Origin of the sequence: Lysinibacillus sp. UBA5990 (assembly GCF_002429815.1) — a bacterium.
Classification (GTDB): Bacteria; Bacillota; Bacilli; order Bacillales_A; family Planococcaceae; genus Lysinibacillus; species Lysinibacillus fusiformis.
On sequence record NZ_DJAY01000010.1, the window covers coordinates 15,740 to 32,405 of the forward strand.

Consider the following 16,666-nt stretch of genomic DNA (forward strand, 5'->3'; position numbering starts at 1 on the left):
AAAGTTTCAAATTTCTAAATCGCTGAAGCAAACTAGACGCGGGGGACCCATTTTAGACGGAGTGCATAAGCAATCCTTGGGGTGAATCTCTTCTTTTGAAGGGTAGGGCTACTCAGGCCCGAATCCGACAGCTAACCTCGTAAGCGTTAAGAGCAGAAAAGTTGGAGCTTGGCAGACAGATGAGCGTCTACAAGTCTTATTTAGTGATGACTTGTAGGCGTTTTTTGATCTCATTTAGGAAGGCGAAACACAATCTAAGAAACTAGAAGGTGTTTATTGATGAAATCCTCATTTAAACGTTATGTAATCGGCAAACCATTAAGATCCGATGCGTTAGGGGAACAAAAGCTTAGTAAAACAAAGGCATTGGCAATATTATCGTCCGATGCTTTGTCTTCCGTAGCCTATGGACCGGAACAAATATTAATTGTCCTGATGACTGTGGGAACATTAGCATTTTGGTATTCTTTACCGATTGCAGCAGGGGTTGTTGTCCTATTGGTGGCACTGACTTTATCATATCGTCAGGTTATATTCGCCTATCCACACGGGGGCGGCGCTTATGTAGTATCTAGGGAAAATTTAGGTGTGAACGCGGGTCTTGTAGCAGGTGGCTCATTGCTCGTTGATTATATTTTAACGGTAGCGGTAAGTGTATCAGCAGGGACGGACGCAATTACATCGGCATTTCCAAGTCTGCACCCATACAATGTGCCAATTGCTATTATCTTTGTGATTTTTTTAACGATCTTGAACTTACGTGGTGTAACAGAGTCCGCCTCTGTTTTGGCGTATCCAGTCTATCTGTTTGTAGTCGTTATGTTAGTGTTGATCGGGATGGGGCTCTATAATGTTGCAACAGGTCAGGTGCCGGCAGAGCTGCATCCAAAGATTGGTACACCAGTCGCAGGGATTAGTTTATTTATTTTATTAAAGGCATTTGCGTCAGGAAGCTCAGCTTTAACAGGGGTAGAAGCTATTTCAAATGCGATTCCTAATTTTAGAAATCCTGCCCCTAATAATGCTGCTAAAACATTGTTAGCAATGGGCGGAATTTTAGCGGTTTTATTTATCGGTATTGTTAGTTTAGCTTATTTTTACGGAATTGCCCCCACTTCGGAAGCGACAGTCGTTTCCCAACTAGCAGAAGCAAGTGTTGGTCGAAATTTCTTTTATTATATAGTACAGGGTACAACAGCGATGATTTTGGTACTTGCAGCAAATACGGGCTATTCAGCATTTCCTCTACTTGCTGTTAATTTATCAAAAGACGGATTTATCCCGAGAATATTCCAAATGCGTGGGGATCGCCTAGGGTATTCCAATGGCATTATGATGCTAGGGCTAGCAGCCATTGTCTTAATCATATTATTTGACGGGGCAACAGAACATTTAATTCCACTCTACGCTGTTGGGGTATTTATTCCGTTTACATTAGCGCAAACGGGAATGATGCGAAAATGGTGGCGTGAAAAACCTACTGGCTGGATGGCAAAATTTACGATCAACACAATTGGTGCAGCCATTTCGTTTATCGTAGCGATGATGTTTTTTGTGACGAAGTTGCCTCAAGTATGGCCAGTGTTTGTCTTTTTACCAATCATTATTTTTGTATTTCATCGGATCAAGCTTCATTATCAAGCCGTTGGAGAACAGCTGAGATTGAGTAAAGAGGAAGTGGCTACTATTGAAGGGAATGTATTCATTGTACCAGTAGCTGGTATAACGAAGGTGGTTGAAAATTCCCTTCATTATGCGAAATCACTTAAGGTTGATAAAATTATTGCCTTTTATGTTGCTTTCGATCAGGCGGATGCCAAAGCCTTCGAAGAAAAATGGCAGGCATGGCAACCAGATATTCGACTAGTAACCTATTATTCAGCATATCGTAGCATCACACAGCCATTGATAAAATTTATTGATAAAGTGGACCATCAATGTGCGAAAACAGGTCATAAAGTAACGGTTGTCATCCCTCAATTTTTACCGAAAAAGGGCTGGCATCATATGCTTCACAATCAATCTAGCTTATTAATACGTACGACATTGTTATTTCACAGAAATGTCGTGATTATGACAGTACCTTTTCATTTATCAAAATAATGCTAGCATGCTAGAAAATTGTCTGTTATAATCAGTACGTTGATTGAAAACACGAACGTTTACAATTAAAAAGTCACATAATACCATTAAATTCCGAAAAATTAAACTTTTTTTAGTAGGAGAAATAGGCTTCTACCGAATAAAGTGTTAAATTGGGTTTTCTGATAGATTCATACAATTTTACTCATATAATAGCGAGGATATGGCTTGCAAGTTTCTACCGATTTACCGTAAATAAATCGACTATGGGTAGCAATGCTTTTAGAGAACTTCTTTAATGATGTTTTCTATTCCTTTCGACGTTTTAACGCTGAATGCTTTGCTCCACTCGTAGCTGAATGGGACCAAGTGTTCAGCTTTTTTTATTAATATTTAAGAAAGAAGGATATGACAGAAATGAAGTTATTACACGACAAAATTATGCAAGAGGGTAAAGTACTATCATCTTCAGTATTAAAAGTAGATTCATTTTTAAACCATCAAATTGACCCATTGTTAATGAAGGAAATTGGTCATGAATTCGCAAACCGATTTGCTGACCAAGTAATTACAAAGATTTTAACAATAGAATCTTCAGGTATCGCTCCTTCTGTCATGTTAGGACTAGAAATCGGTGCACCGGTAGTGTTCGCTCGTAAACGTAAATCATTAACACTTTCAGATAACCTTTACACATCAAAAGTACATTCATTTACTAAAAATGAAACAAATGATATCTCTGTATCACGTAATTTTTTAAGTAAAGACGACAATATTTTAATTGTTGACGATTTCTTAGCAAACGGAGAAGCAGTAAAGGGCTTACTTGATATTGCGGCTCAAGCAGGGGCTAATGTTGTAGGAGTTGGCATTGTTATTGAAAAAGGCTTCCAGGATGGGGGCAAATTATTACGTGAGCAAGGTGTCCGCGTAGAATCATTGGCGATTGTAGATTCTCTTGAAGATGGCAAAGTGACATTTGCTACGGAGGCTCGCGCGTAATGAATACCTTTAAATCAACGACGCTAGCAATTCAACATTTACTTGCGATGTATGCTGGAGCCATCTTAGTGCCACTTATTATTGGAGGGGCAATTGGCTTTAATTCAACACAAATGACGTATTTAGTGGCGATTGATATTATGATGTGCGGGATCGCAACACTTTTACAAGTTTACTCAGGTAAATTTATTGGTATTGGCTTACCTGTAGTACTTGGTTGTACATTTACAGCGGTAAGTCCAATTATTGCTATAGGTACAAACCCAGAGCAAGGTATCACAGATATTTATGGCTCCATTATTGCATCTGGTTTGATTGTCGTGATTATTGCGGGCTTCTTCGGGAAGCTAGTGAAATTTTTCCCACCAGTAGTAACAGGATCTGTCGTTTCTATTATCGGTATTTCTTTACTGCCAGTAGCTTTAAATAATATGGCAGGTGGACAAGGAGCAGAGGATTTTGCATCCGGCTCAAATATTGCATTAGCATTTATTACGCTAGTCATTATTTTAATCGTCTACCGTTTTTCTACAGGCTTCATCCGTGCCATTTCCATTTTAGTTGGGTTAGTAGCGGGTACAATATTAGGGGCATTCATGGGCAAGGTTAATTTTCACCCAGTAGTAGAAGCGGATGTATTCCATATGGTACAACCATTCTACTTTGGAATGCCAACATTCGATGTAACGGCTATTATTACAATGACTCTTGTAGCAATGGTATCTCTAGTTGAATCATCTGGTGTTTATTTTGCACTAAGTGATATATGTAATAAAAAATTAGATTCAAAAGATTTAGCTCGTGGTTATCGCTCAGAAGGTCTTGCATCTGTAATCGGTGGAATTTTCAATGCCTTTCCGTACACAACGTTCTCACAAAACGTGGGACTTACACGTATGTCAGGTGTTAAAGATCGTAAAGTCATTTACATTACAGGTGGATTACTAGTAGCGCTTGGTTTCTTACCGAAAATCGCAGCGTTAACAACAATTATTCCAACATCTGTACTAGGTGCGGCCATGCTTGCAATGTTCGGTATGGTGATTACTCAAGGTATGGGTATGCTTGTACCAGTTATGAATGAGTCAGCTGAAAATGCGATGATTGCTGCGATTGCAGTTAGTTTAGGTGTCGGTGTATCAGTCGTTCCTGGTATTTTTGATGCATTACCAGAAAAAGTTTCTATTTTAACATCTAACGGCATCGTCTGTGGATCAGTCACAGCGATTATCCTTAATATTTTATTCAACATGATTGGGCCAAAGCATAAAAAAGACCCGATGCATGGGGAAGCATAAAGATTTTAATTAAACAATAAGCCACCTATCTTTGAACTGCCCCGTAAAAGTTTGACATCAATCTAACTTTTACGGGGGTTTTTTATTTGCAAAGGAAAATTGTAACGTGGGTGTTTTGTATAAAGGCTTTTTACTATGCAACTTGTAAGGGTATGTTAATGAAAGAAGGTATTCACATTTAAAACTAGAATTAAAATTCATAACTAATTGGTAGGAGGGAAATTCTTATGAAAGTAAATGGATTGGGAGGAGTCTTTTGGAGGACAAAAAATCTAGAAGAAATAAAACAATGGTATAGCAAAGTTCTAAACATGGAAATTGAAAGTTGGAATGGTACCATGATTACACCACAGTTAGGCAATGAAACGATCTTTTCCTTCTTCTCTGAGCATGACAGCTATTTCCCAACAGATCAACAAGTGATGCTAAACTTTCAAGTGGAAAATCTAGATGACAGTATTAAACATCTTGAAAAAATAGGTGTTCCCCTTGCAATGGACAAGACGATTCATGAGTTTGGAAAGTTTATTTGGATTGAAGATCCAGAAGGAAGACGTATAGAACTTTGGGAGAAATAAATCAAAGAAATTAATTTGAATGTTAACTTCGTTTAAATAGCTTGTGGCTTGCCTTTAAAGTCGTTTGAACAATTGAACGGCTTTTTTAGTACACAGTTTGTTTTAGGCGTTGATGTTTAGAATTGAGTGGCGAGGGAATTTATAAATAAGGTATTTTTAATAGAATGTAAATCTCTATTTCAACATACACTTATATAACTACTCTTAGAAAGGTCTAGTATAAATGCAAAGTATCGTTTTGATTTTAATACTTCAATTAGTATATGTACCTTTTTTAACTTTACGTACAATATTTTTGGTGAAAAATATTACTTTCCTTGCTGCCATATTCGGTATGCTAGAAATGCTAGTGTATGTGTTTGGCCTTTCGCTTGTTTTTAGTGGGAAACAAAGTATGTTAGCTATGGTCGTTTATGCAATTGGTTTTGGCTTAGGTATATTTTTAGGAGCCAAAATTGAACGAAAACTGGCGATTGGCTATGTTTATGCAACAATCAATACTCAAAATAAGAATGAAGAGCTTGTGAGGTTTCTCCGTAATGAGGGATTTGCTGTTACGATTTATGTTGGAGAGGGGCGAGATAGTAATCGCTATAAATATGAGATTTTAACAAAGAGAAATCGAGAGGCAGAACTCTTTCAAATAGTAGAGCAATTCGAACCTAATGCATTTATAATTTCGTACGAGCCGAAGTCATTTAAAGGTGGTTTTTTACTAGCTCGTATGAAGGCTAGGCAAAAATAATTGGACCTTAGCTACTAGCTAAGGTCCTTTTCATTACTATTTAAACTTTGCATCCATCCAGTTTTTAAATAGGTGATAATCTGAGTAGACTGTGTCTTTGTAGTTCATAGACTGTAAAATTACTTGTTCAACAAAAACATGTCGATCTTTCCCAATCGCTTTTAATATCTCATCCTCACTATGATAGGTAAAAACAGGAGAATAATCGATATCTGCTCGTGCATGTATTTTAGCGGCAATTTGTCCCATGATCGAGGTTGTTGTATAGTAATCGTCGACATTTTTATAGTTTTTAGGCTTTACTTTCTTTTTATAAGGAGAACGCTCTCGAATGTAAAATTCCTGCTCATTCATGGTCATAAATTGTAAATGAGGGTCCTCTAAATGGTGCATAGCTTTTTGTGTCCCAACTACTCTAGCACCTTGATGCTCATAATGCTTCCAAAATTCATGATTGTAAGAAAGGAAATAGGCTGGGATCGCTGTACGTACCTCTTTCATTTCTAATACTAAATCTTCTGCTCCTGATGCATCTTTTTTATCTTCCACTAAAATATAGTAACGTTTTAAGCTTATTGAAGCAGTACCTGAGCCATACTTGCAAGCAATGTCCTTAATCTTGTAAGCAGGAAGTGCACTCGAAATTGCCTTGTATTCCTCGGCAGTAACTGGCTGAATTTCATCATTGCTACTAAATTTGCGTTGCCCTTCTTCATCGACATAGGAAATATCCTGTAAAAACTGGGAGCGTTGACGTTTCTCTAGCTTTTTCAATAATTTTTTGGCTGGTCCCTTTGTGTTGTCTTTCGTAAATACGAGCGTTAGAGGATCATCCTGTTTACGTTTAAATCGTTTTAACTGATCTATATAGCTGTTGAGCAGATGTTGAATGGCCGTTTCCTGAGCAGCCCTATGTATGCCTTGTTCTTCTAAATAAAGTGCAATACTAACACTCATACGAACAATATCATATAAATAAGAGCCAACATAACCCTCATCAAAATCATTGACATCAAAGACAATCTTGCCATCTTCGTTTTGAAAGGCACCGAAGTTATCCATATGCATGTCTCCTTGAATCCAAGTCGGTTTGAGAGTAGGCGTATGGAAGATGGAAGAAGTTTTTGTCATGTCAAAATAAAATAGATAAGCACTTCCTCGGAAAAAGCGGAATGGACTTTCAAGCATTTTCTGATACTTCTCCAATCGCTGTTCTTCAGTTAACTTCATTCGTTGAGCATCAAACTCCTCAAAGATGGTATTTAATAGCTCCTTTCTTAAAAAAACTCTTGTATGTTTCACCTGTTCCAATAATGCATGCTCCATCTAAAAACCCCCTTTAGGTTACATGTATATACGAAAAATAAAGGAATAGGTTTCGAAGAAATTTATCAAAAGTGCTCGATAAAAATGGCTAAGGATCTAGGGTTATTTCGTAACATGTTCAATCAGCTATTTTCATACTATAAGACATGCTCAGTTACGGAGGGGGGTTATATGTATTTTTTGACAAAAAGCCTTGTCATTATAGTAGGAAGTATTTCTTTGTCGTTAGGAATTAACTTATTCTTAACGCCCTATGAAATATTAGATGGGGGGGTAGTAGGATTAGCGCTGATTTTACATTATTTATATAAGCTAAAGATTGGTCTAATGATTATTATCATTAGTATTCCTATTTTTATTATTGCCTGGTTTAAATATAGAGCTTATTTTTACAATAGTATTCATGGCTTAATTACCTCTTCCTTGACTATAGACTTGTTAAAGCCAGTCAGAAATCTCGTTCAAATAGATGCTCTATACAGTGCTATACTTGGGGGGATTCTCGTAGGTTTTGGGATCGGCTTAATGCTTCGTTTTCAGACAAGCACGGGAGGGACAGATCTCATTGCACAATTTATTAGTGATAAGACAAGTATTAATGTAGGGGTATTAATATTTTTTATTGATTCTATCGTTATTGTTGTTGGCGGTTTCTTGTTGTCCTCCACTACTTTTTTATTGTCTATTATTACAGTGTTAGTAGTAGGCATAACGACAAGCATTATTACGAGTCGTGCTTCCTAACATTCGTTTACTCCTGAGCGTGTGGCATAAAAAAATAGCTCCAGTAAGAGACTGAAACTATTTTGGTGTTTGATTGTCGAGTGTTTTCATAAGCTTCTTTTTAGGGTGTGCTGGTTTGACCTCCGCAATGAGTATGGCGAGTAATATAAGAACAGCCCCTACAATCATACGGCTCGTTAAAATTTCGTGCAAGAAGATAACTGATAAGATCATGCCGAAAAATGATTCCGTTGATAGAATAATCGCAGCCTTTGTAGCAGTTGTATATTGATTCGCCACATTTTGAAAAAGGTAAGCAATCGTTGTTGAAAAAATTCCTAAGTAAATAATCGAATAAATAGCTTCTTTTTCTAGAGACGTAGGGATTTCTCCTTGGCTAATGACCACAAGAATACCTATAAAGGAAGCGGTAAGAAATTGAATGATAGTTAGTGCAATGGCATCTTCCTTTTGGACAAAAAGATTTGTACAAAAGATATCAAAGGCAAAAGCAACGGCACAAGCTAACGAAAGTGCATCACCCATATTCATCGTCAATGAACCTTGTAACGATAGAAAGCCAATTCCAACAATGGCCATTAAGGACCCAATAATTTCATACCCATCAATACGACGTTTATAAACCGCATAGGCGATTAAAGGAACGATAACGACATTAACTGCGGTTAAAAAGGCATTTTTCGATGGTGTTGTATATTGAAGTCCAACCGTTTGAAGAGCAAATGCTATATACAATATGGTACCTAATAAAGCACCTTTCCATATGACCGATTTTGACGCTTTTTTTAATCGGGAACCAAATAAAACAGTTAATATAATTGAAGCTAATAAAAATCTACCAGCCATAACTTGATAAGCCGTTAAATATTCTAAGGCAATGGCTGTTATAACAAACCCACTGCCCCAAACAATGGCTGTAACGAGTAGCATGCCATCCGCTATGTAAGTTTTCATGAAATTCTTCCTCCTAACTTCAATTAGGATAGCATAAGAGAGAAGAAAATAATTTGATTTTATTTCTAAATATTCAGGCGTTTTTTTGTACTTATTCCAAAGCGATTATTCATCACTCAATTTGCTATGTAATAAGTACAATTTAACGGCTGCAGCTAGACGCTCATAAAATACATAGTCATTATCTACAGGTACTAATAACTGACGGATTTTAGCCATGCGATAGCGGACGGTATTGGGATGACAATAATGGTCAACAGCCACTTCTTTTATGTTTCCTTTTTTTGTAATATAGGTTTTGGCCGTTTCCAATAAATCTGGGTCTGCCTTATCATCGAGTAAAGGTGCTAAAAAGGAAGTGACATAATCCATCGCAAATGTAGGATCTTTACGATACAGCTCTATTAATAAACGATCTGATGCAAGGGACTTATAATGGCAGCTTGGTACCTTATCAATTTCAGCAAAAATACTAGCAAAATAGGCTTCTCGCAAAGCAGTTGAAATTCCTGTTTGTGTGTCGTACCAATTGCTATAGCCAAAGATGAATGCTTCAGTAGGGATAGCACTTACTGTTAGCCATTCATGTATAAACCTCTCAACCTGAAACTGCTGAGATGGGTGAGTTATAATCAGAAAAAGACTTTGCTTATAGGAGCAAATTAAACCAGATTTTAATAAAGGCTCCAATGATAAAAAGTTTTGCTTCCAACCACTTTGAGATAAACCCTTTCCCCGTAGATTTGTGACAAATACATACTTGTCAAAAGGTCTATCAATTTGCTGTAAATTCGACTTTAGCTGCTCCTGTGCAAGATCCTCCTCCATTAATCTTCGTACAATTGTTTCTAAAAAGAATGAGTAATCCTGTGTTTTAGCATAGGCCATCGTTTCTAAAATGATTTTTTCAAAAAACTCATCTCCACCAAATCGAAGGATAGGAAAATTACGTTCTTCCGCATAAGTTAAAACCTCTTCTGGTAAATCTTTATAAATAACAGGTTTATAGGCTAAGGCACTCGCGCCTAGCTCGATCAAGCTTTTGACGGCATTTAATAAATACTCAGGCTTTTGCTTTGCAAATAATAGGCTACTTAACACAACACTGTTTGGCGTGAATATCGTATCTCGCACATGATGTATATCTGGGGAGAATTCAAAGTCGAGTATTTCTACGTTGTGAACAGCTTTATGCAAACCGCTGTGACCAGCAACAACGATAAAATCTTTTGTAATGGGTAGTTGTAAAAAGTTCTCTACATTCATGAATGGATCATTGCCTTTCTTGTAGTAAGCTATTATCTTCTATTATAAAAGTACGCCTCAATAAAAAACCATAAGTTTGAAAAGATTATACATACAATGAAAAAATCTGCTCCTAGTGAGCAGATTTTTCAATGTTATTTATAGATTAAATAGTAGAAAAAATATTAGGCTTTCTATTTTTTAATGGGTTTGTTTGTTCGATAGCATACCCAACATTTAAAATTCGACCTTCTTTAAAGGCAGGACCAATAATTTGTAGACCTATTGGTAAATTTCCTTTAAAGCCGCAAGGAACTGAAAGGGCAGGTAAGCCTGTTAAGTTACTTGGACCTGTAAAACGAATAATATTATCAATTAAATCTACTTTTTTACCATTTAGCTCAGCGAAATCATCACCAATGGTATTTGCCACAACAGGTAGAGTAGGGGTAATCAGCACATCTACTTGATTAAAAATTTCGTTAAACTCCTGCTTAATTTGACGACGTACCTGCTGTGCCTGTAAGTAATCAACTGCAGAAGGTAGTTCCCCTAGCTCAAATAATAACCGGATATCGTCTCCGAATTCTTGAGGTCTCTTTTGTAAATCAGAATGGTGTATAGCTGCTGCCTCTGAAAGGGATGTTACAAGCTCTGCCCATTCTGCGTATTGTAAGGATCGGATTCGCACTACTTCCACTTTAGCACCTTGATCTACTAAACTTTGAATGCTCGCTCGAACAGCCTTTTCTATGTCAGCATCTACGTCTTTAAAGAAGTAGTCCTCATTAATGCCGATGACTAAATCCTTACTATTGCCTGAAATTTGCTGCACGTAATTGTCAGTAGGTACATCTATGCAAGTAGGGTCTCGATGATCAAAACCAGAAATGACTTCCAGCAAGCCTGCTGCATCCTTTACTGTTTTTGTCATTGGGCCGATATGGTCTAAGCTCCAAGCAAGTGGGTAACAGCCATATTTACTTACACGACCATGTGTAGGCTTTAAGCCAACGATACCACAGGCAGAAGAAGGGATTCGAATCGAGCCTGCTGTATCCGTTCCTAGTGAGGCGACACTTGCACCTGCCGCAACAGCGGCACCAGAGCCACCACTAGAGCCACCAGGAATCTTATCTAAATCCCAAGGGTTGCGAACGGGTCCGTAATGAGGATTATTATTAGTAATTCCCCAAGCATATTCATGCATGCTTAATTTTCCAGTGAAAATAACACCAGCGTCACGAAGTTTCTCTACTACTGTTGCATCATAATCTGAAATGAAGTCCTTATGAATTTTGGAGGACATCGTTGTTATTTTATCTTTAAAATATAAGTTATCCTTTAAGGCCATAGGAATTCCATGATACATTCCTTTATATTGCCCTTGGAGAATCTCTTTTTCTATTTCATTTGCTTGAGACAATGCTTCTTCTCGATAAAAGGCCATATAGGCATTAATCCTAGGCTGGCTTTCCTCAGCAAAATCTAGAATAGCCTTTGTAAGCTCCACGGGAGATAAAGCCTTCGATTGTAGTAAAGGCGCCAGTTCTTCAACGGATTTTAAATGTAAATCAGTTGTCAATGTGATCACCTCCAGGAATGCTGCGTACAGCGATATCCGCGTCATCAATCGCAATACCTTCTAGGTGGCTACGAAGTGACTGCATACCTTCCCAGCGTGTTTTTAATAGTTCAAGGTGCTCAGGTTTCGGTGTAATTCCTTTGTTCTCCAATAATTGTTGAATAGACAAGCTCATTAACAAGATCCTCCCTTGAATGGTTTTAATATCTAAATAGGTTTCCCCATAAAGACCGATATCGTCAATCACAAATAATTATAATAGGTAATATAATCCTATTATTACAATCATACACTAATGGTGGTTTATATCAAATAAATAATTCTCAATAGAGTGAATATTGTGAAATAGGTACGATTTAATAGATAAGAATAAAAGCTTACTACTCGGAAAGAAATATTCAGAATTCTAGCGCTGGAGCTTGCTCTTTTTACATGCGATTCACAGTCTATTTACAATCGAAGCGTACAATGAACCATAATAACCAATTGAAGAGGTGCAAGCATGGAGTCAGCTGTGGAACAAAATATAAAAACGAATAATGTTTTTTCTTTATTAAAATATTTATACGGACAACATCAACAAAATACGTTATATATAAAACGTTTAAAAGCATTGAAGCAAATTATTCAACAAGGTTCTTTACATACATACTTTCAGCCTATTGTGGATTTACAGACAGCGCAAACAATTGGATTTGAAGCTTTAAACCGTCCAATACCCTCGGAATTGTTTACAAGTGTCGACCAGTTTTATGAGTTTGTAGGACAAACAGATTGTGTATTTTTATTTGAATGTTTTTGTAGAAATCTTTCTTTACAACGTTTCAAGGAACGTATGCACAATGATTTAGTGGATAAAAACCTTTTAGTGTTTCTTAATATACATCCGAATGTATTATTAGACAAAAAATACCATAGTGGAGAGACGCTACAATTATTAAAGGAACTCGGCATTAAGCCACAACAAGTAGTTTTTGAATTAACTGAGCGTAGTGCTGTTATAGATTTTGTTGAGTTTGAACGTGTATTATCACATTATAGATCGCAGGGCTATCGTATTGCGGTAGACGATGTTGGCTCGGGCTATAATAGCTTGAAAACACTTATTTATTTAAAGCCAGAATTTATTAAACTAGACCGTTCATTAATTCAATGTATTGATCAGATTAGTGAACAGCAGCAGCTTGTTACATTGCTAATGAAATATGCCGAGCAGGCCAAAACTAAAATTATTGCTGAGGGAATTGAAAGACAGGAAGAGCTTGAGTATCTACATCGTATCGGTATTCACTATGCGCAAGGTTATGCGATAGGAAAGCCCGCAAAGGAAATACATTTGGGGAAAATAAGGGTGGGTGACCATGAAGATTGGGGAAGTCATTGAAAAGGTTCCATGTATTGATGAATTTGTGAAAAATAAAGAAGTAGATGTACTTTTTACGAGTAATCCTTCATTACGTAGTGTTGTTGTAGTTCGTGATGAAAAACCTATTGGGCATATTACACGTACACATTTCTATCAAAAAATAGGTACTCAATATGGCTATCATTTATTTATGGGACGGCAAAATCAATTAATCATTAAAGAAAATCCTTTAATTGTAGATAGGAATATACCGATTACTGAGGTTAGTACTCAAGCAATGTCTAGACCTCCGGAGGATTTATATGATGATGTGATTGTCACTAAAAATGACGTATATTATGGAATGGTTAGTATAAGGGAGCTTCTGTTAAAGCTCGTCGACACACAGGTGGCTATTGCTAGCTTTTTGAATCCACTAAGTAGTTTACCAGGTAATCAATTAATTAATGAAAAGCTTGAGGAAGCGTTAAAATTTCCACAATATAGTTTAATATATTTCGATTTAGATCATTTTAAATCCTATAATGACACATATGGCTTTAATAAAGGGGATAAAATCCTACTTTATTTAACAGATATACTTAAAAGACATATATGTGAGGTAGGTGATTTTTTAGGGCACATTGGTGGCGATGACTTTGTAGCGATTTTGCCCGATTATGACGCTGCTTCGATTTGCCAAAGAATTATTGATGATTTTGATGCAAATATTTTGAGCTTTTATGAATTAGAGGATCTCGAATATGTGCAGGTAGCAAACCGAGTTGGAAAACTGGAGCCATTAACATGTACTACTTTATCCGTTGCAGTTATCACGAATGAATTTCACTATTTTGACTCCGTAGAACAATTATCTAATGCGGTGACACACGTGAAAAAACAGTGTAAAAAAATTACTGGAAGCTGTTATTTGATTAATAAACAAGAAACCTACATCGTTCATTGAACGATGTAGGTTTTTGTTAATGTTGGTGGCTTTTTGGGTATTAATTTTGTAACCACTGGGATCATGACCAATTAAAGTGATAATGTTGTCACCAATTAAAGCAAGGGAGACTAAAATATTTTAAAGAAGTCTCTTTAAAATAATTATTTTACGTTTCGAGGGAATAATGAATGGCAGCAAATCGTTTTTATTTTATGAAATTATTAATCTTAATAAAACATACTTGAATTATAGGGATTATAGGTATATAATTCGATTACATTATTATAAAACACCTTAGGAGGCATTCCATTGTCGAATTTACAAATCATTCTTAACGTAGCAGTTCTGCTTGTGTTCGTTGGAATTTTATATGTGATGAATAAAAAACACGTGAAGTTTTCGAATCGTGTTTTTGCAGGTCTAGGTTTAGGGATTTTGCTTGGTCTTGGACTTCATTTTATCTACGGTATTGATTCTGAAGTTTTAGCTAAAACAACATCTTGGTACAATATTATAGGTACTGGGTATGTTAAATTATTACAAATGGTAGCAATGCCATTAGTATTCATATCTATTCTTATTGCTTTTACAAAAATGAAAATTGGCAAAAATTTTGGGAAGATGGCTGCTCTTATTTTAGCTATTTTAATTGGGACGACAGCTGTTTCGGCAGCGGTAGGTATTCTTTCTGCCACAGTATTTGATTTAGATGCAACACACATTTTACAAGGTGAAGCGGAGACAGCTCGTGGGCAATACCTTGAGGAAAAAACGACTGGCTTAGCAGCACCTGATTTACCAACGCAAATTGTTGAGTTATTCCCAGCTAATCCATTCCTTGATTTAACAGGAGCTCGTTCAACTTCAACAATTGCTGTCGTAATTTTCTCAGCATTCCTTGGCTTTGCTTATTTACGTGTAGCACGTAAAGATGAAGGAACAGCAGCAACAATTAAAAAAGGATTAGATGCTATTTATGCCCTTGTCATGGGTGTTGTAACAATTATTTTACGTTTAACACCATACGGGATTTTAGCTATTATGGCTCGTACTGTAGCAACATCTGATTTCGGTGCCATCTATAATTTAGGTAAGTTTGTGATTGCCTCTTATGCAGCTTTAATAATTGTATTCTTAGTACACTTATTAATCTTGACATTAAGTGGATTAAACCCAATTACGTATGTGAAAAAATCTGCGGAAACATTATTATTCGCCTTTACTTCACGTTCAAGTGCTGGTACTTTACCGATGAATATTAAAACGCAAACAGGTCGTCTTGGGGTATCTGAAGGTATCGCCAACTTCTCAGGTTCATTTGGTTTATCCATTGGTCAAAATGGCTGTGCTGGTGTATATCCTGCCATGCTAGCGATTATGATTGCACCTACAGTAGGCATTAATCCTCTTGATCCTGTGTTCATTATTACAGTTATTGCAGTAGTAGCAGTTAGCTCATTTGGTGTAGCAGGTGTTGGTGGTGGTGCAACATTTGCAGCGATCCTTGTACTATCAGCTCTTGATTTACCAGTTGCCCTTGCAGGTGTATTAATCTCAGTTGAGCCTTTAATTGATATGGGACGTACAGCTTTAAATGTAAGTGGTTCAATGACAGCTGGTGTTACAACAGCACGTATTACGAAAGAATTGGATACAGTAATGTATAATAATAAAGAATTAGGTGCTCAAGTATCAGACCTATAAGATAGAAGAAGGAACCCCCTTTAAAGGTGAAACTTTAAAGGGGGTTGTTTTATATGATCTTTACATAAAAATCTTTACCATTGATTATTTCAGTTATCTCAATATTAAAGTTTTCTTTATAATACTCAAAAATATTGTAGGCTAAACCGGAGTGTCCATTTAAATATGTTCCTTTTTTAATCTCCTTACGAGGGTTATGAAAATCAAAATATAAGCGGGAATCCCTACTCATTGTACTTAAAATGGCTAGAAATTCTTGTTCTTCAATATGAATGCCACGCGTATAGCTACACTCTCTGCGATACGTATCATGAGTAATATTTATCGGAGAAGCTTCAAAAATTACTTCGATTTGTTTCTTCAAATGTGACAGCTCCTTTCGAATTGTGATCAAAAAGTTAGCTACAGACAACCTATTTCATAATACTAGTATATAATTGTCGGAAAATTATAGCAATTAATTTCTACCAATCTTGTTGCTGTATTTCCTCCGCTATAATTTGTAAATCATAGGCATTGATTGTCAAAAGTGAATAGTCATGAGACTCCATGAATTTTTCTGCCAGGCGTTTGATATATTTTGGAGAGCCTTCATTTTCTTCATCATAAATTAATAATAGTCCATCTGTATTTTGAATAATAAATTTATCCTTCTCAATAAATTGCCAAGGAGCTTCGTACGGTTTTTTCGTAATGCTTGTGACGAAATCTGCTCGGGCAATTATGGTTTGGTATTTTTCTTTTTTACGGTCCTGCCAATTTTTCTCTTGTTCTAAAAAGGGTGTGATAACTGCATATTTTAAATGAGGAAATTCCTTTTTTAGCGTCCATACAACTTCAGCACTCCAAGATTCTACACCTTGTTGGCCGCTAATAATAACCCATTCGAGCCCTTCATCAAGTAGAAGACGTAGACGGTTTTCCAATGCCTTTTTAATGATACTAATCCCAGGATGTTTATCATTAAAAATACCAAGTTCATGTGGCTTATAGCCTGTAATCATTATACGCGTTAACAAGAAAATGCCCCCTAAGCTGTATGGTTGTAGTAATAGTATACAGTAGGGGGCAAGGAAAACGAATGCCGATATTAACGATTAAAATGCAAT

16 protein-coding genes and 2 riboswitches are annotated in these 16,666 nt (G+C 36.5%); of the genes, 9 read left to right on the forward strand and 7 right to left on the reverse strand.

What is annotated here, in order from left to right; all coding sequences use genetic code 11:
* Positions 1 to 10: 10 nt before the first annotated feature.
* Positions 11 to 160: riboswitch (cyclic di-AMP (ydaO/yuaA leader) on the forward strand.
* 119 nt (positions 161 to 279) lie between these two features.
* The 5 genes from B3D94_RS06775 to B3D94_RS06795 all read left to right on the forward strand — a co-directional run bounded on the left by B3D94_RS06775 (position 280) and on the right by B3D94_RS06795 (position 5,705).
* A complete protein-coding gene (locus B3D94_RS06775; RefSeq protein WP_069479787.1) occupies positions 280 to 2,103 on the forward strand; it encodes an APC family permease in 1,824 nt (607 codons plus the stop codon).
* Between the two features lie 164 nt (positions 2,104 to 2,267).
* A riboswitch (purine riboswitch) is annotated at positions 2,268 to 2,369 on the forward strand.
* A 130-nt stretch (positions 2,370 to 2,499) separates the two neighbouring features.
* Complete coding sequence (locus tag B3D94_RS06780) at positions 2,500 to 3,084, forward strand: xanthine phosphoribosyltransferase (RefSeq protein WP_069479788.1); 585 nt, start codon at positions 2,500 to 2,502, stop codon at positions 3,082 to 3,084.
* Positions 3,084 to 4,382: a nucleobase:cation symporter-2 family protein gene (locus tag B3D94_RS06785; protein WP_069479789.1), complete on the forward strand. Its 1,299-nt coding sequence runs from the start codon at positions 3,084 to 3,086 to the stop codon at positions 4,380 to 4,382. Before B3D94_RS06780 ends, B3D94_RS06785 begins: the two co-directional genes overlap by 1 nt.
* 227 nt (positions 4,383 to 4,609) lie before the next feature.
* Positions 4,610 to 4,960 carry a VOC family protein gene (locus B3D94_RS06790; RefSeq protein ID WP_291755946.1) on the forward strand — a complete coding sequence of 117 codons (351 nt, stop codon included), beginning with the start codon at positions 4,610 to 4,612 and terminating at the stop codon, positions 4,958 to 4,960.
* A gap of 223 nt (positions 4,961 to 5,183) precedes the next feature.
* A complete protein-coding gene (locus B3D94_RS06795) occupies positions 5,184 to 5,705 on the forward strand; it encodes a DUF2179 domain-containing protein (protein ID WP_008179593.1) in 522 nt (173 codons plus the stop codon).
* Positions 5,706 to 5,741: 36 nt separating this feature from the next.
* Here the strand turns inward: B3D94_RS06795 and B3D94_RS06800 are convergent, their stop codons facing one another.
* Positions 5,742 to 7,031, reverse strand: a complete 1,290-nt coding sequence (locus tag B3D94_RS06800) for a DUF2252 family protein (protein WP_291755956.1) — start codon at positions 7,029 to 7,031, stop codon at positions 5,742 to 5,744.
* Positions 7,032 to 7,202: 171 nt separating this feature from the next.
* Here B3D94_RS06800 and B3D94_RS06805 point away from each other — a divergent pair, with 171 nt between their 5' ends.
* Positions 7,203 to 7,775 (forward strand): YitT family protein, encoded by a 573-nt coding sequence (locus B3D94_RS06805; protein ID WP_069479792.1) that lies wholly within the window; start codon positions 7,203 to 7,205, stop codon positions 7,773 to 7,775.
* A gap of 57 nt (positions 7,776 to 7,832) precedes the next feature.
* Here B3D94_RS06805 and B3D94_RS06810 read toward each other — a convergent pair whose 3' ends face one another.
* The 4 genes from B3D94_RS06810 to B3D94_RS06825 form a co-directional block, all read right to left on the reverse strand.
* Positions 7,833 to 8,729 carry a DMT family transporter gene (locus B3D94_RS06810; RefSeq protein WP_291755959.1) on the reverse strand — a complete coding sequence of 299 codons (897 nt, stop codon included), beginning with the start codon at positions 8,727 to 8,729 and terminating at the stop codon, positions 7,833 to 7,835.
* Positions 8,730 to 8,834: 105 nt separating this feature from the next.
* The gene (locus B3D94_RS06815) at positions 8,835 to 9,995 is read right to left on the reverse strand and encodes a PucR family transcriptional regulator (protein ID WP_291755961.1); all 1,161 of its coding nucleotides are present in this window, start codon (positions 9,993 to 9,995) and stop codon (positions 8,835 to 8,837) included.
* Positions 9,996 to 10,140: 145 nt separating this feature from the next.
* Positions 10,141 to 11,559 carry an amidase gene (locus tag B3D94_RS06820; RefSeq protein ID WP_291755963.1) on the reverse strand — a complete coding sequence of 473 codons (1,419 nt, stop codon included), beginning with the start codon at positions 11,557 to 11,559 and terminating at the stop codon, positions 10,141 to 10,143.
* Positions 11,549 to 11,734: a hypothetical protein gene (locus tag B3D94_RS06825; RefSeq protein WP_069479796.1), complete on the reverse strand. Its 186-nt coding sequence runs from the start codon at positions 11,732 to 11,734 to the stop codon at positions 11,549 to 11,551. The genes B3D94_RS06820 and B3D94_RS06825 overlap by 11 nt, the downstream gene beginning before the upstream one ends.
* A gap of 327 nt (positions 11,735 to 12,061) precedes the next feature.
* On the opposite strand from B3D94_RS06825, the gene B3D94_RS06830 reads away from it, so the two are divergent.
* The 3 genes from B3D94_RS06830 (at position 12,062) to B3D94_RS06840 (ending at position 15,557) form a co-directional block, all read left to right on the forward strand.
* Entirely contained in the window at positions 12,062 to 12,943 is an 882-nt protein-coding gene (locus tag B3D94_RS06830) for an EAL domain-containing protein (protein ID WP_069479797.1), read from the forward strand.
* Positions 12,921 to 13,871 carry a GGDEF domain-containing protein gene (locus tag B3D94_RS06835; protein WP_291755967.1) on the forward strand — a complete coding sequence of 317 codons (951 nt, stop codon included), beginning with the start codon at positions 12,921 to 12,923 and terminating at the stop codon, positions 13,869 to 13,871. Before B3D94_RS06830 ends, B3D94_RS06835 begins: the two co-directional genes overlap by 23 nt.
* 291 nt (positions 13,872 to 14,162) lie before the next feature.
* A complete protein-coding gene (locus B3D94_RS06840; protein WP_291755969.1) occupies positions 14,163 to 15,557 on the forward strand; it encodes an L-cystine transporter in 1,395 nt (464 codons plus the stop codon).
* 49 nt (positions 15,558 to 15,606) lie between these two features.
* On the opposite strand, the gene B3D94_RS06845 is transcribed toward B3D94_RS06840, so the two are convergent.
* Both B3D94_RS06845 and B3D94_RS06850 read right to left on the reverse strand, forming a co-directional pair.
* On the reverse strand, positions 15,607 to 15,921 hold the full coding sequence (locus B3D94_RS06845) for a hypothetical protein (RefSeq protein WP_069479799.1): 315 nt from the start codon (positions 15,919 to 15,921) through the stop codon (positions 15,607 to 15,609).
* 100 nt (positions 15,922 to 16,021) lie between these two features.
* Entirely contained in the window at positions 16,022 to 16,561 is a 540-nt protein-coding gene (locus B3D94_RS06850) for a DUF1273 domain-containing protein (RefSeq protein ID WP_193833583.1), read from the reverse strand.
* Positions 16,562 to 16,666 lie beyond the last annotated feature (105 nt).

Coding starts and splice junctions, on each gene's coding strand:
- B3D94_RS06775 (WP_069479787.1), top strand. CDS start 280: ATGAAATCCTCATTTAAACGTTATGTAATCGGCAAACCATTAAGATCC.
- B3D94_RS06780 (WP_069479788.1), top strand. CDS start 2,500: ATGAAGTTATTACACGACAAAATTATGCAAGAGGGTAAAGTACTATCA.
- B3D94_RS06785 (WP_069479789.1), top strand. CDS start 3,084: ATGAATACCTTTAAATCAACGACGCTAGCAATTCAACATTTACTTGCG.
- B3D94_RS06790 (WP_291755946.1), top strand. CDS start 4,610: ATGAAAGTAAATGGATTGGGAGGAGTCTTTTGGAGGACAAAAAATCTA.
- B3D94_RS06795 (WP_008179593.1), top strand. CDS start 5,184: ATGCAAAGTATCGTTTTGATTTTAATACTTCAATTAGTATATGTACCT.
- B3D94_RS06800 (WP_291755956.1), bottom strand. CDS start 7,031: ATGGAGCATGCATTATTGGAACAGGTGAAACATACAAGAGTTTTTTTA.
- B3D94_RS06805 (WP_069479792.1), top strand. CDS start 7,203: ATGTATTTTTTGACAAAAAGCCTTGTCATTATAGTAGGAAGTATTTCT.
- B3D94_RS06810 (WP_291755959.1), bottom strand. CDS start 8,729: ATGAAAACTTACATAGCGGATGGCATGCTACTCGTTACAGCCATTGTT.
- B3D94_RS06815 (WP_291755961.1), bottom strand. CDS start 9,995: ATGAATGTAGAGAACTTTTTACAACTACCCATTACAAAAGATTTTATC.
- B3D94_RS06825 (WP_069479796.1), bottom strand. CDS start 11,734: ATGAGCTTGTCTATTCAACAATTATTGGAGAACAAAGGAATTACACCG.
- B3D94_RS06830 (WP_069479797.1), top strand. CDS start 12,062: ATGGAGTCAGCTGTGGAACAAAATATAAAAACGAATAATGTTTTTTCT.
- B3D94_RS06835 (WP_291755967.1), top strand. CDS start 12,921: ATGAAGATTGGGGAAGTCATTGAAAAGGTTCCATGTATTGATGAATTT.
- B3D94_RS06850 (WP_193833583.1), bottom strand. CDS start 16,561: ATGATTACAGGCTATAAGCCACATGAACTTGGTATTTTTAATGATAAA.